Raw genomic sequence first — 12,693 nt, 5'->3', positions numbered from 1 at the left:
AGGAACCGTCCGTCCACGTGCACCACGCGACGGCCGGCCCGTTCGGCCTGCCGGGCGGCGTAGCGCACCAGCGAGGACTTGCCGATGCCGCCGGGGCCGTGCATGTAGGCCACGAGCGGGGCGTCCGCCGCGCCCGACAGCATCCGGTCGAGCACCGCTCGCTCCGGCTCCCTTCCCACCAGCGCACGGGCTTGAGCCTCCGCCAGCCGGTCCGCCAGGCCCACCGCTTCCAATCCGCGCTCTTTTCTGGTTTTGTCCTGCCTCCACGGTCGGACAGGAGACGGATGGTCCCGGAGAACCATTTTCGTGGAGATGGCCAGTCCAGTGCCAGGAGAGGCAATCGCCTCTCCTGGCACGCTCAGCAGCATGGCGACCACAGAACTCGGCGCGGCCGGGCGTCACTGGCGCGATCACACCTCGCCAAGGCTGTCGGCATGTCCGCAGTTGCGCCGCTGGGCTGCTCATCATGGTTACACCGTTCAGCCCGGCTACATCCGTGACTGGAGCGGGACCGGGCCCGGCCGAGTCCTGGATGACGTCGAGCTGTCGAAGGCCGCCCAGGCTCGGTGAGCTTCGGCCGACGGCCGGGCTTGTCGGCCCCTGCGGGCTACAGGAACTCGCTTCGGTAGGTCAAGGCCAGCTCGGCCGCGCGGCGGCGGCGTTCCGCGAGTTCGTCCTCCGATAGCTGCGGCGGCGGTGCGTCCTTGCCCGCGACGACATCGCCGATGCGCAGGAAGTACTCGTCCTGGCCGGCGGGGGTGCACATGCACAGCATGCGGGCCGGCGCACCCGAAGCGTTGCGGAAGTTGTGCGGCGCGTTGGCCGGGATGTTGATCGTGGACCCGGCCCTTACGGTGTGCTTCTCGCCGCGGAAAGTGAACTCGATCTCGCCTTCGAGGATCGTGAACATCTCCTCGAAGTCGTGCCGGTGCGGCGGTGGGCCGCCGCCGTCGGGGATGCGCATGTCGATCAGGCAGTATTGGCCGTTGGTCTGCTCGCCGGTGACCAGCATGGCGTACGTGTTGCCCACCAGCGAGATGTACGTCGTGCCGGGGTCGTCGGGGTTCGCGACGGTCAGCGACCGGGACGGATCGTCGTCGGGGATCATCGCGGTCGTCTCCTCAGATGTCGGTCAGGTGGGAGGCGGTCGCCTGGCGCGACGACGACCTTGCCGCTGGGCAGAGCGCCCGCGGCGTCGGCGTGCAGGGCCGACGGCTCAGCCGAGTGCACCCGCGGGCGGTTGATTGTTGACGGTTGAAGTGCAGTCAAGAGTAGGAACGGCCATGTGTAGTAAGCGTGTACGTTTGCGACACCGGATGGGATTCCGGCGACATCTTCGTCGGCGCGGAGGACACATGAGCAGCAGGCCGCGTTTCCTCGGCCCGGGCGACAGGATGGGCACGTTCACCGTCGACGCCGACTCCACCGGCACCGGCCGGGGGACGGGGGAGCCGTTCATCGACACATGGAACACCGCTTGGGGGACCTGTACCCTCGGCCGGAATTCAGCGCTTCCACGATCGACGGCTTCCAGGGAGCGATGCGCTGGGTGACCCCGCAGCACACCGCTGTCAACGAGCTCTGGGGCTCGTCGCCCTTGACTGTCTCCGAAGCCGCCGCGCGCTGGCACTTCACCGACAGCAGCCTTTATCCGCGCATTCAAGAAGCACCAGCCCAGTTCGCCCGCCGACCAACCTGACGCCTCGGCGTCCTCCGTCCCGGTTCACCGGCGACTGCCGCGGCCAGCCCGGCGTCTCGCCGCGTCCTGTTCCGCTGCGGCCTGCGGGGCTCCGACGCCTGTCGAGTCCTTATGCTCCGCCTTTGCGGCGGCGAGGCGTGGCCGAGCGGGGCGGTGTCGAGCGCATATGGTCGCGTACCGGCGCCAGCAGGCTCGCGAGAGCCTTGACGTTGTCGCGCGAAAGCGGCTCGAACAACAGGCCGCTGACCACCTCGACGTGCCCCGGCAGCACCTTCGCAAGCAGCTCACTCCCGGCATCGGTGATGGTGACGGTGATGCTCCGCTCGTCGTGCAGCGAGGGAGCGCGGACGACCAGGCCCTCCTTTTCGAGTAGACCTACCTGGTACGTCAGGCCGCTGCGGCTGTAGACGACGCCGTCGGCGAGGTCGGTCATGCGGTGACTGCCCGTCGGCGAGTCTCCGAGGCGGGCCAGCAGCTGGAACTGCACATAGCTGAGATCACCGGTCTCGCGCAGCTGCTGCTCGACCGCATGCCGGAGCAGGCTGGTCACCTCGACGAGGTCGAAGTAGGCGCCGAGTTGCACACGGTCGAGCGACGGCGGTGAATCAGGCATGTCCGCAGTCTACTGCTTCGAATTCGAAGAGTGTGGCGTGCCGCCGTTCCAGCCACCTCGGCGGAGTTGGAACTGCACTTTTCCGTGAGTTCCGGTGCCATCCTGGGCGGGGGACTGGGCGGAGGCGAGGCTCTCACCGGTCCGATGTGGTGGCCTCGTGAGCGCACGGTGTGGGCAGTGTTGGGCCCGAGTGAGCACCGCAGAACGTGGAGATCGGGCAGTGGTGCGGTGCAGGGTTACGGAAGGGAGGACGGCGCCGCCGCCCACGGATCCCGAGGACCGGCCATGAGCATCCCCCATCTCGCGCAACGTGAGGACCAGCAGCAGCGCGAGTGGATCGGCGGGATTGTCTTTAGCGTCCTGCTCGACGCCGAGGCGACCGGTGGGCAGCTGACCGTCGGCCGCTTCGACGTCAGCAAGGGCGAGGCACCGCCGTTCCACGTGCACAACAACCAGGATGAGGTCTTCCTGCTGCTGTCCGGTTCGGCGCTGGTGTGGGCCGACGAGGAGGAGCACGAGTTACGGGAGGGCGGCATCGTCTTCCTGCCCCGGCGCATTCCGCACGGTTACCGCATCACTTCAGAGAAGGCGGATCTGCTGTTCATCTCGACCCCCGGAGGGCTGGAGAAGATGTTCCGCCGCGCGGGCCGTGACCTTCGTGAGCCGCGCCCGGAGGGCTTCGAGATCCCCGCTCAGCTGCTCGCCGAAGCCGCGGAACTGTCCGGCAACGTCGTCCTCCGCCCTCCCCGGTGACGGCACCACAGCCCGGCCGCGGGGAAGAAGCCGAGAACACGATGCCGGGATGAGCACCGCCGCGTGGAGTCCGGTGTCCTTGGCTGTGGTGAGCGCCGGTGCCGGCTATCCGCGTCCGACTCGCCGACTCGCGGACTGGGTGGCGGAGGCCGTGTGCCGGTCACTGGCGGCCGGAGGTGCGCGCGCCGAGGTGGAGGTGCTGGAGCTGCACCGGCTGGCGCCCGACCTCGCTCAGCACTTTGCCCAGCGCCGCGCCAGCCGCGACCTGCGGGAGGCGATCGCGGCGGTCGTGGCGGCCGACGGGCTCGTGGTGGCGACCCCGGTGCTCGCCGCATCCCCGAGCGAGGTGTTCGACTCGTTCTTCGCCGTCCTCGGGGACGGAGTCCTCTCCGGCATGCCGGTGCTGCTGGCGCTGAGCAGCGGCTCCCGCCGGCAGCCGCCCGACCTCACGCAGGTGACGCGCAGACGCCTGACCGGCTTGCACGCCGACCCTGTGCCGACGGTCGTTGTCGCCGGCCCCGCCGACTGGCAGGCCACGACTCAAAGCGACGAGGGGCGGCTGCACACCTGCATCGACCAGGCCGCCGCCGAACTCGCCGCGGCGATGCGCTCGCACCGGCAGTGACCGACAGCACTTGCTTCGAATTCGAAGCAGAGGTATCGTCATCAACAGTTGCTTCGAATTCGAAGCAGCTTCGATCGCGGTGAAGGTGAGAACCGAAATGAAGGCAGTGCGTTTCCACGAGTACGGCGACCCGAGCGTCCTTCGCTACGAGGACGTGGAGCAGCCCGTCCCCGGGGCCGGTGAGGTCCGGATCCGGGTCGCCGCGACGTCGTTCAACTCCGTCGACGGCAACATCCGCGGCGGCTTCATGCGGGGCCCCATCCCGGTGGTGCTGCCGCACACTCCCGGCATCGACGTCGCCGGCACGGTCGACGCGCTGGGCGAGGGCGTGGACGGCATCGCGGTCGGCGACCAGGTTGTCGGCTTCCTGCCGATGGACAAGCCCGGCGCCGCAGCGCAGTACGTCATCGCCCCGGCCGAGATCCTCGCGACGGCGCCGAAGAGCGTCCCGCTGGCCGACGCCGCAGCGCTGCCACTGGTGGGCCTGACCGCCTGGCAGGCGCTGTTCGACCACGGCAAGCTGACGGCCGGGCAGCGCGTGCTGATCAACGGCGCTGGCGGAGCGGTCGGCGGCTACGCCGTGCAACTGGCCAAGAACGCCGGTGCCCACGTCATCGCCACGGCCAGCCGGCGCAGCAGCGAGGCGGTCACATCGGCCGGCGCCGACGATGTCATCGACCACACCACCACCAGCGTGACCGCGGCAGTGACCGAACCGGTCGATCTCGCACTCAACCTCGCACCGGTCGACCCGGCCGAACTCGCCGCGCTCGTCACGCTGATCCGTCCGGGCGGAGTCCTGGTCAACACCACGGTGTGGATGCCCGCGCCTTCCGACGAGGAGCGCGGCGTGCGGGGCATCGACCTGTTCGTCCGCAGCGACGCCGAGCAGCTGGCGCAGCTGGTGGCGCTGGTCGACCGCGGCGAGCTGCGCGTCGACGTCGCCGAGCGGGTGCCGCTGGCCGAGCTGCCGGCGCTGCACGCCCGCGCGGCTGAGGGCGCGGTGCACGGCAAGGCCATCGTCGTCCCGTCCACCGTCTAATGGGAGATACGGAGCCGGGGAATGCTCGATTCCGTAGCTGTCAGCAGGTGAGCACTATCGCCGCCGGAAGCTCTGACTTCTCGGGTCAGCGATCCAGCGCACCTTCGGTGCGCGCCGGGGCGTGGTAAATGCCGTGGCGTGCGCCGAGGTGCTTCTTGTGTGCCCTGAGGTGGGCTGATGTCGGTCCGGGACGCTGGTGGGGTTCGTTCCGGCCGAAACCGATGCCTCTGTGATGCCGGTGAGCTCGCAGGTCAGCGTGGTGCTGGGGACCGTCCACGGGAACCGTGGAGTGTCGCTGTGAAGCGCGTGCGTCAGAATTCCTGATCCACCCTGGTCCTCCCGGAACGGCGTACCGCTTAGCCGTTCGCAGAGGGAGGGAGCAAGACCGTGGACGTGCTGCACGAACGCTGTGCCGGCCTCGACATCAGCAAGAAGGACGCCAAGGTCTGCATCCGCACCCCGAGTACGAAACGGCGGGGGCGTAGAGGCGAACAGCTTTGAGTCCGTGCTCGATTTCATCGTCGCTGAAGTTGTGTTGCACAGCCAGGGGACGGGAGCGGTCTCGTTGACTCATGGTGACCATGATGGCAAAGCCGCTCCGTAGTACTTTGACTGTCCGAAGAAGCGGGCCGGGTTTTCGTCCATGATCGTCTTCGAGTGTGCTTGTCTTTAACTCGTGGCGTTCTGCGGGGTGGTGACATTTGGTAAATACAGTACGGTCAACTTCCCGGCGTCATCGGTCAGTTCATGCGTCAGGCCCTGCTTCAGGTCCGTTCAGCGTGCGGCCGATCCGGTCGAGCGGGCATATTCGGTGGGCGTTTGGCCGTAGTGTTTCTTGAAGACGCGGATGAAGTGGCTGCTGTCGACGAAGTGCCAGTGGGCGGCCAGTTCCGAGACGCTCCACCGGCCGGATGGCGATGTGAGGGCGAGCCGGGCTTCTTCCAGCCGCCGGTGGCGGATGTAGGCGGTCACCGACTCGCCCGCCGTGGCGAATGCCCGTTGCAGGGTGCGTACGGAGACGTTGAACTCGCGCGCCAGCATCGCCGGGGACAGCTCGGGATCGGCGAGATGGCTGTTGGCGAGGTCCTTCGCGGCCCGGACGAGCGCGGGAGCCAACTGTGGTTCCACGTCGTCGAAGCGGCGCACCGCCACGGCCTTGGCCAGTTCGATCAGGGTGCTGTGGGCGGCGTGCACACCGGCCGGGCCGAGGTCGGTGGCCGTCTTCTGGATCATGTTCGTGTGGGCCGTCAGCAGGCGCATCTCGGCCGAGTCCGCCGGCCCGATGACAGTCCGGTTCCCGAGCAGGGATCTGAGCGTCGCGGAGGGCAGGAAAAGGAACTGCGCCGTGGTGTGCGGCGCCGTCTCGAAGGGCATCTGCCGCCCGAAGTGCCGGAGGAGGAACTGCCCGGTCGATACGGTGTGCTCGTAGCGCTCGGGCAGGCCGCCCAACGTCCATGCGCCGCGCCGTAATACGTGGATCTCCACCAGGTCCCGATCGCCGCCCGCGGGGTCCGCGATCCGGGTGGCCGACGCCATGTGGAGATCAGCGATCACCACATCGCACACCCTGGTGACGCGTCCCTTGAGCCGGAAGTCGGCGATCGTGGCCGGGCTGAAGGCCGGCAGGGGGAAGACATCGCCGATCTGCGTCTGCCATCCACGACGGAAGGCATCGAATCCTCGCGGTGCGGCACCCGGGACCCTGGAATCCACGGCGAACGCCCCGGGCACCAGGTCGGTCTGCGATCCAGTGCTGTTCATCTCCGGTGATCCAACTCCTTCTCGATGTTCCGACGCCTTCTTGTGGCGTACATGTTCTGTCCCGACGCCGCTGCGGTTCAAGTGCCTGCCGTGCCGAGTTCCTAATGCCGTGACCGCGAACGTTCACGGTGTCGGCGGCCATGCCGTCAGCCTGCCGGTGTGGGAGTTCAGCCGACCTCGTTGCGGACGGCGGTGTCGAGGTCGGTGGCGGTCAGGCGGAAGGTGTCGGCTGTCTCCGTCGCGTCCATGTGGAACGGCGCGTACCACTGGTAGTCCATCTCGGCCATCTCGCGGGCGATCGGCACGATCAGCCCGGCCGTACGCATCACGAAGCGCGGCATCTGGATCAGTTTGATCGGTGGCCGGCCCGCCGCGACGGCGTAGCGCCGCGCCAGCTCGCGGATGGTGACGGCCGGCGGAGACGGCACGTGCCAGGGCCGGCCCCACACGCGTTCGTCCGAGGCCAGCGTGACGAGGGCCTGTGCCATGTCGCCGTTGAAGGTGAAGGTGTGCGGCATGTCAAGGTGGCCGGGGATCCAGGCCGCGTTCCCCTTCTTCAGGGCCGGCTCGATGACCAGGGAGTAGATGCCGTTGGCGTCCTTGCCGATGTAGTCGGAGCCGCGGACCTCGACGGTGCGGATGCCCGCGGCGAGGGCCTGTTCCCACATGCGTCCGCGCAGGCGGCCCTTGTGCCCGGTGGCGGCCATGGGGGAGTGTTCGTTCATCCGGCCACCGGGCTGCGGGCCGTAGGCGTAAAGGCTGCCGGTCAGCGAGGACGGCGTCGTTCGCCTTGGCGGCGGTGATGGCCGCCGTCTGCAGGGGCGGCAACAGGCGCTCCCACATCGTGTACGAGGGTGGATTGGCGCAGTGGTAGATCACTTCCGCGCCGCGGGACAGCTCGGTCAGGCGGGACGGGTCGGACGCGTCCGCGGCGACCCGGTCGATCAGCCGGTGCTCGGGGCCCGAGCCGCTGCGGGTGACGATCCGGACGCTCTGGCCGCGCTCGGCGAGCAGACGGGCGACGTTGGTACCGATGGAACCGGCGCCGATGACGACGTGCTTGCCCATGACGGTTTCTCCTTCTCCGGGGTCTCGGTCAGTCGTCCACGCCGGAGCCGGCGTAGGTGGGCACGTCGGCGAGCATGCCGGCGATCTGCGGGTTGAGCTCGTTGCGGCGCCGGTGTAGTTCCTGGATCTTGGCGTTCAGGTCAGGGTCGTCGTCACTGACGTCGAAGATTTCCAGCCGTTCGACCAGGTTCAGCCCCAGGCTGTCGGTCTGGTAGGTGGTCGGGTGCGTCGGGGGACGCTGTGATGAGTCATCCGAGCTTCTCCGAGGCCGGTCATAGCCGGGTGGCTGTGCGGATCAGCCCCGCGAGGGCGAGGGAGCGGCTGTGCGCGGGCCAGGCGAGGTGTGTGACGACGGGGGGCGCGTCGGTCAGGGGGACGGCGGTGTGCTCGGCCCACAGCCAGGAGCGGGCGGAGTCGGGGAAGACGGCCACGGTGCGACCGAGGGCGATCAACTGGGCCAGCTGCGTCTGGTCGCGGATCTCGGGGCCCGGGCCGGGTGGGTAGACACCGTCGTGGGCCCAGCGGGCGAGCGGAAGATCGGGGATGTCGCTGATGTCGGCGAGGGACAGTGTCCTGTGCGTGGCGAGGGGGTGCCCGGCGGGCAAGATGGCGATCTGCCCTTCGGTCATCAGTTCCTCGCTGTCGAACCCGGTGAGGGAGTTGAACGGCGCGTGCATGAGCGCCACATCGGCGCGGCCGTCACGCAGCATCTCGCCCTGTTCGCATGTGCCGCTCGGCAGTACCTCGATCTCGGCGGCGTCGGGCTCGGCCGCGTAGGCGTCGAGGAGCTTGTGCAACAGTTCGTGGGATGAGCCGGCCTTCACCGCCAGTACCAGGCGGTTGCGGGAGCTGCCCGGACGGTCGGCGCCGCCGGCGCGGCGGGTGCGGCGGGCGGCGGCGGTGGTCGCGTCGAGGGCCGCGCGGCCCTCGTGCAGCAGCATCTCTCCGGCGTCGGTCAAGGCGACGCCGCGGCGGTTGCGCTGCAGTAGGGCGACGCCGAGGCGCCGCTCGAGTTGCTGAATCGCCCGGGACAGCGGTGGCTGCGCCATGCCGAGGCGCTTGGCGGCACGGCCGAAGTGCAGTTCCTCGGCGACGGCCAGAAAGTACCTCAGCTCGCGGGTCTCCAAGGTGACCATGACCCCAGCATACCTCGTTGATACCCACTGGGTATGACAGGGCACCGTATCGGTATTGGATGCGATGCCTGTCCGGGAGTGACCATCGACGGCATGAGCGACACCACGAACACACCCTCCCCGTCACTGCCCGGCGGCACCTGGACCCTGGGCGACCTGACCGTTAACCGCTTCGGGTACGGCGCTATGCAGCTCGCCGGCCCCGGCGTCATGGGCATGCCCGCCGATCACGACGGCGCGCTCGCCGTCCTGCGGGAGGCCGCCGCCTTGGGCATCACCCACATCGACACCTCCGGCGCCTACGGTCCACGCGTCACCAACCAGCTGATCCGTGAAGCGCTGCACCCCTATGCCGCATCCCTTCACATCGTGACGAAGGTCGGCGCGGTCCGCGATGAGCAGGGCGGCTGGCCCCCTGCCCGGCGGCCCGAGGATCTGCGCCGCGCCGTACACGAGAACCTTGAGGACCTCGGAGTCGACGCTCTCGACGTGGTCAACCTCCGGCTCGGCGACGCCCAGGGCCCCCGGCCCGGCTCGCTCGCCGAGCCCTTCGAGGCCCTCGTCGAACTCCAGCAGGAGGGCCTGATCCGGCACCTGGGAGTGAGCAACACGACGGCGGAGCAGGTCGCCGAGGCGCAGGCGATCGCGCCGATCGTGTGCGTGCAGAACATGTACAACCTCGCCTACCGTCAGGATGACGAACTGATCGACGACCTTGCCGCCAAGGGCATCGCCTACGTTCCGTTCTTCCCGCTCGGCGGCTTCACCCCGCTGCAGTCCGCGGCGCTGACCGCGGTCTCCGCCCGGCTGGATGCGACACCGATGTCGGTCGCACTGGCCTGGCTGCTGCAGCGGTCACCGAACATCCTGCTCATTCCCGGCACCTCGTCGGTGGCCCACCTGCGCGAGAACGTCACCGGCGCGGGACTCTCGCTCTCCGAGGAGGAACTCGCCGAGCTGGACAAGATCGGCCGCTGAACCTGCCCGGGGCGAGTCCGTCCGGTGAGGTCGAGCCGCGGATCCAGAGCAGTAGCCGCGAAACGCCATGCCGGCCGGGACGGCAGTGACTTCGTTGCGCGTCCCTGCCCGCATGGTCGGCGCCCGCCACCACTCCGCCCTTTCCACGCGTGGTTTGGACCGCCTCGACCGTCTTCTTGAGGGCAGAAGGGGGCACCGGCGTCCACGGGCATGCCGACGGCCCAGTGGTGAGCCCAGGCCACGGAACAGTCCACGACGACCAGCGCTGACGTCGGCCTGCTCGCGTGCTGGGGCCGCGATACCATGCCCCGATCAACGAAGACAGATCGCGTCATTGCAGAAGCTGGTGGCCGGCCATCGCCCCAGGCGCCGAGATCAGCGAACGCGGTCCGCAACTACCGGTACGTGACCGCCGCCCACCCCTTCCAGGCCGCTCCGATGACAGGCCGACCTGCCTACCGGTAGCTACGGCTCGACCAACAACCCACTCGCCATCAGCCGCGGCGCCTGCTGAGGCCATCCGAGACCACGCTCGGCCAAGACAGCAAGGATTCTCCATGTCGTCGACCAAGCCCCGACACCCAGTGGCCCTTCTCACCGTGGGCGCGGCGTCCGCCGCGCTGCTCGTCACCGCCGTCACGTTCGCGCCCCAAAACGCGTCGGCCGCCTCCGAGCGCGCATCAGGCGTCACCCGCCACACGATCACCGAAAAGGTCTCACTCACCGGCAGCGGACCGGCTGACCAGACGGTGAGTGCCGTGGAATACCGACCGACCCGCGCCCGCGTGCGGGGCATCCAGGTGATGATCCCGGGCGTCACCTATGACCACCGGTATTTCGATCTCATGACAGACCGCGGCAGCATCTCGCAGGCCCGCGAGGCGGCTGAGGACGGCTGGATCACCGTCGCCGTGGACCGCCTGGGAACCGGCAACTCCAGCAGACCGGCCGCGGACGAGCTGAACGGCACAACTCACTCCGCCACCATCCACCAACTGGTCACCAAGCTGAAGGCCGCCCATAAGGGGCTGCCGGTCGCACTGGTCGGCCACTCCATGGGCAGCGTGGTCGCCATCCAGGAAGCCGCGACCTACAAAGACGTCGACGCTGTCGTCGTCACGGGATTCATGCACCACGCCGGCGCCGGTCAGCTGCTGTTCAATGCTGCGATGCACCCCGCCGCCGAAGACGCCGCCTTCACCGACCGTGCGATACCGGACGGCTCCCTCACCACCCGGGACGGCATGCGCCAGCTGCTCTACTGGCCGTTCAACGCCGACCTGAGCACCGTCAAGGCCGACGATGCGGCCAAGCAGACCGCCACCATCGGGGAATTCACTTCCTTCGGAGACGAGCAGAGCAACGACGCCTACGGCAAAAGCGTCGACGTTCCCCTCCTGTCGCTCGTGGGCCAGCACGATGGCCTGTACTTCGACCCCTCTGACCTGGACAAGACCCTCAAAGCGGAGACCGCCGCCTACCCGGCCAGCCCTGACGTCGACGTGAAGGCCATTCCCGGAGCCGGCCACGACCTGGCCCTCCAGCGCAACGCCGACAGCACCACCAACACCATCGACACATGGCTGTCCCGCAAGCTCTGACAGGACGTGGCACGGCTCCCAGCAAGACTGGGTAACAGGAGTTCGGCCACCGTCCACTTCTGCGTCGGCTGTGTCGACAAGGACAGCAGCGTAAGCGGGCGGTCGAGGGCGCTGACCTCGCAGGAAACTGACAACCAGTCAGGTCGGCGACTCAGCGCACCTTCAGTGCGCGCCGGGGGCGTGGTAAATGCCGTGGCGCGCACCGGAGGTGCTTCTGTCTGCCCTGACGTGGGGTGATGGCGGTCCGGGACGCTGGTGGGGTTCGTTCCGGCCGAAACCGAGGCTTCTGTGATGCCGGTGAGCTCGCAGGTCAGCGTGGTGCTGGGGGCCTTCCACGGGCACCGTGGAGTGTTGCTGTGAGCACGGGCGTCAGAATTCCTGTTTCACCCTGGCCCTCCCGGAACGGCGGACCGTCTGGCCGTTGACCGGGGAGGAGCAAGGTCATGGACCTGCTGCACGAACGCTGCGCCGGCCTGGACATCAGCAAGAAGGACGCCAAGGCGTGCGTGCGCACCCCGAGTATGAAACGGCGGGGCTCGTTCACCACCGAGACCACGACCTGGGGTTCGACGACGAACGCGGTACTGGCCCTGCGGGACCACCTGCTCGCCGCCGAGGTCAAACTCGTCGTGATCGAAGCGACCTCGGACTACTGGAAGCCCTTCTACTACCTGCTCGTTGAGGACCTGGACGTGATCCTGGTCAACGCGCGGCAGGTCAAGAACCTGCCTGGCCGCAAGACGGACGTCTCGGACGCGGCCTGGCTGGCCCAGCTCGGCGCCCACGGTCTGGTGAGGCCCTCGTTCGTGCCGCCGCAGCCGGTGCGCGAACTGCGGGATCTGACCCGGGCCCGCACCCAGATGACCCGCGAGCGCGGACAGATCGTCCAACGCGTGGAGAAACTCCTTGAGGACACCGGCATCAAACTTGCCACGGTCGCCGCCGACATCATGGGCGTCTCTGGACGGGCCATGCTGGAGGCCCTCATCGCCGGGGAATGTGACCCGCAGGCCCTGGCCGAACTGGCCAAACGACGCATGCGCAGCAAGATCCCCGAGCTGATCGAGGCCCTGACCGGCCGGTTCCGGGACCACCATGCGTTCCTGGCCCGGCTGTATCTGGACCAGTACGACCAACTCACCGGTGAAGACCCGCTGCAGGGTGCGGACCGAGACGTGCAGGTGCGTGGCGATCGTGGCCGGGGAGAGATCGGCGTCGGTGAGCCGGGCGTCGGCCAGGTCCTTGTGTGTCCTCCGATGAAGGTGTCGCCGGAATCCCATCTGGTGTCGCAAACGTACACGCTTTCCCCGCACGGCCGTTCCTACTGTTGGCTGCACTTCAACCGTTGACGATCAACCGCCTGCGGGTGCACCCGTCGCCACAGAGACCATGCGTTGCTCCGCATGCGGAGCAACTC

At 68.4% G+C, this 12,693-nt stretch carries 13 protein-coding genes and 2 pseudogenes; 8 read left to right on the top strand and 7 right to left on the bottom strand.

Going from position 1 to position 12,693, the window contains the following annotated elements; genetic code table 11:
• A partial coding sequence (locus ABZZ74_RS50075) for an ATP-binding protein (protein WP_356950805.1) occupies positions 1-224 on the bottom strand: 224 nt, incomplete at its 3' end.
• 142 nt (positions 225-366) lie between these two features.
• On the opposite strand from ABZZ74_RS50075, the gene ABZZ74_RS50070 reads away from it, so the two are divergent.
• Positions 367-570: a hypothetical protein gene (locus ABZZ74_RS50070; RefSeq protein ID WP_356950804.1), complete on the top strand. Its 204-nt coding sequence runs from the start codon at positions 367-369 to the stop codon at positions 568-570.
• Between the two features lie 37 nt (positions 571-607).
• On the opposite strand, the gene ABZZ74_RS50065 is transcribed toward ABZZ74_RS50070, so the two are convergent.
• Positions 608-1,108, bottom strand: a complete 501-nt coding sequence (locus ABZZ74_RS50065) for a cupin domain-containing protein (protein ID WP_356950803.1) — start codon at positions 1,106-1,108, stop codon at positions 608-610.
• A 357-nt stretch (positions 1,109-1,465) separates the two neighbouring features.
• Here ABZZ74_RS50065 and ABZZ74_RS50060 point away from each other — a divergent pair, with 357 nt between their 5' ends.
• Positions 1,466-1,699: a hypothetical protein gene (locus tag ABZZ74_RS50060; protein WP_356950802.1), complete on the top strand. Its 234-nt coding sequence runs from the start codon at positions 1,466-1,468 to the stop codon at positions 1,697-1,699.
• Positions 1,700-1,808: 109 nt separating this feature from the next.
• Here ABZZ74_RS50060 and ABZZ74_RS50055 read toward each other — a convergent pair whose 3' ends face one another.
• Positions 1,809-2,312: a MarR family winged helix-turn-helix transcriptional regulator gene (locus tag ABZZ74_RS50055; RefSeq protein WP_356950801.1), complete on the bottom strand. Its 504-nt coding sequence runs from the start codon at positions 2,310-2,312 to the stop codon at positions 1,809-1,811.
• A 285-nt stretch (positions 2,313-2,597) separates the two neighbouring features.
• Between ABZZ74_RS50055 and ABZZ74_RS50050 the strand changes: the two genes are divergently transcribed.
• From ABZZ74_RS50050 to ABZZ74_RS50040, 3 genes are all read left to right on the top strand, one after another.
• A complete protein-coding gene (locus ABZZ74_RS50050) occupies positions 2,598-3,065 on the top strand; it encodes a cupin domain-containing protein (protein WP_356950800.1) in 468 nt (155 codons plus the stop codon).
• Between the two features lie 49 nt (positions 3,066-3,114).
• A complete protein-coding gene (locus ABZZ74_RS50045; protein ID WP_356950799.1) occupies positions 3,115-3,690 on the top strand; it encodes an NAD(P)H-dependent oxidoreductase in 576 nt (191 codons plus the stop codon).
• A gap of 97 nt (positions 3,691-3,787) precedes the next feature.
• Positions 3,788-4,732, top strand: a complete 945-nt coding sequence (locus ABZZ74_RS50040) for an NADP-dependent oxidoreductase (RefSeq protein WP_356950798.1) — start codon at positions 3,788-3,790, stop codon at positions 4,730-4,732.
• 774 nt (positions 4,733-5,506) lie between these two features.
• On the opposite strand, the gene ABZZ74_RS50035 is transcribed toward ABZZ74_RS50040, so the two are convergent.
• The 4 genes and pseudogenes from ABZZ74_RS50035 to ABZZ74_RS50020 all read right to left on the bottom strand — a co-directional run bounded on the left by ABZZ74_RS50035 (position 5,507) and on the right by ABZZ74_RS50020 (position 8,697).
• Positions 5,507-6,493, bottom strand: coding sequence for a helix-turn-helix domain-containing protein (locus ABZZ74_RS50035; RefSeq protein WP_356950797.1), 987 nt, complete (start codon positions 6,491-6,493; stop codon positions 5,507-5,509).
• 167 nt (positions 6,494-6,660) lie between these two features.
• Positions 6,661-7,218, bottom strand: coding sequence for a hypothetical protein (locus ABZZ74_RS50030; protein WP_356950796.1), 558 nt, complete (start codon positions 7,216-7,218; stop codon positions 6,661-6,663).
• A gap of 178 nt (positions 7,219-7,396) precedes the next feature.
• A pseudogene (locus ABZZ74_RS50025) lies at positions 7,397-7,561 on the bottom strand (NAD-binding protein); the annotation flags it as partial.
• Positions 7,562-7,833: 272 nt separating this feature from the next.
• A complete protein-coding gene (locus ABZZ74_RS50020) occupies positions 7,834-8,697 on the bottom strand; it encodes a LysR family transcriptional regulator (protein ID WP_356950795.1) in 864 nt (287 codons plus the stop codon).
• Between the two features lie 93 nt (positions 8,698-8,790).
• On the opposite strand from ABZZ74_RS50020, the gene ABZZ74_RS50015 reads away from it, so the two are divergent.
• The 3 genes and pseudogenes from ABZZ74_RS50015 to ABZZ74_RS50005 form a co-directional block, all read left to right on the top strand.
• The gene (locus tag ABZZ74_RS50015) at positions 8,791-9,675 is read left to right on the top strand and encodes an aldo/keto reductase family oxidoreductase (RefSeq protein ID WP_356950794.1); all 885 of its coding nucleotides are present in this window, start codon (positions 8,791-8,793) and stop codon (positions 9,673-9,675) included.
• A gap of 557 nt (positions 9,676-10,232) precedes the next feature.
• On the top strand, positions 10,233-11,276 hold the full coding sequence (locus ABZZ74_RS50010) for an alpha/beta hydrolase (protein ID WP_356950793.1): 1,044 nt from the start codon (positions 10,233-10,235) through the stop codon (positions 11,274-11,276).
• A 443-nt stretch (positions 11,277-11,719) separates the two neighbouring features.
• Positions 11,720-12,409: pseudogene (locus ABZZ74_RS50005) on the top strand (transposase); the annotation flags it as partial.
• Positions 12,410-12,693: the final 284 nt, after the last annotated feature.

It is taken from the genome of Streptomyces sp. NPDC006476, assembly GCF_040612015.1.
Classification (GTDB): domain Bacteria; phylum Actinomycetota; class Actinomycetes; order Streptomycetales; family Streptomycetaceae; genus Streptomyces; species Streptomyces griseorubiginosus_B.
Note: the sequence above shows the minus strand (reverse complement) of the source record. Positions and strands in the feature narration are given on the sequence as shown.

Excerpts from the sequence above, each read along its gene's own strand:
- ABZZ74_RS50070 (WP_356950804.1), top strand. The coding sequence starts at position 367 with ATGGCGACCACAGAACTCGGCGCGGCCGGGCGTCACTGGCGCGATCAC.
- ABZZ74_RS50065 (WP_356950803.1), bottom strand. The coding sequence starts at position 1,108 with ATGATCCCCGACGACGATCCGTCCCGGTCGCTGACCGTCGCGAACCCC.
- ABZZ74_RS50060 (WP_356950802.1), top strand. The coding sequence starts at position 1,466 with ATGGAACACCGCTTGGGGGACCTGTACCCTCGGCCGGAATTCAGCGCT.
- ABZZ74_RS50055 (WP_356950801.1), bottom strand. The coding sequence starts at position 2,312 with ATGCCTGATTCACCGCCGTCGCTCGACCGTGTGCAACTCGGCGCCTAC.
- ABZZ74_RS50050 (WP_356950800.1), top strand. The coding sequence starts at position 2,598 with ATGAGCATCCCCCATCTCGCGCAACGTGAGGACCAGCAGCAGCGCGAG.
- ABZZ74_RS50045 (WP_356950799.1), top strand. The coding sequence starts at position 3,115 with ATGAGCACCGCCGCGTGGAGTCCGGTGTCCTTGGCTGTGGTGAGCGCC.
- ABZZ74_RS50040 (WP_356950798.1), top strand. The coding sequence starts at position 3,788 with ATGAAGGCAGTGCGTTTCCACGAGTACGGCGACCCGAGCGTCCTTCGC.
- ABZZ74_RS50035 (WP_356950797.1), bottom strand. The coding sequence starts at position 6,493 with ATGAACAGCACTGGATCGCAGACCGACCTGGTGCCCGGGGCGTTCGCC.
- ABZZ74_RS50030 (WP_356950796.1), bottom strand. The coding sequence starts at position 7,218 with ATGAACGAACACTCCCCCATGGCCGCCACCGGGCACAAGGGCCGCCTG.
- ABZZ74_RS50020 (WP_356950795.1), bottom strand. The coding sequence starts at position 8,697 with ATGGTCACCTTGGAGACCCGCGAGCTGAGGTACTTTCTGGCCGTCGCC.
- ABZZ74_RS50015 (WP_356950794.1), top strand. The coding sequence starts at position 8,791 with ATGAGCGACACCACGAACACACCCTCCCCGTCACTGCCCGGCGGCACC.
- ABZZ74_RS50010 (WP_356950793.1), top strand. The coding sequence starts at position 10,233 with ATGTCGTCGACCAAGCCCCGACACCCAGTGGCCCTTCTCACCGTGGGC.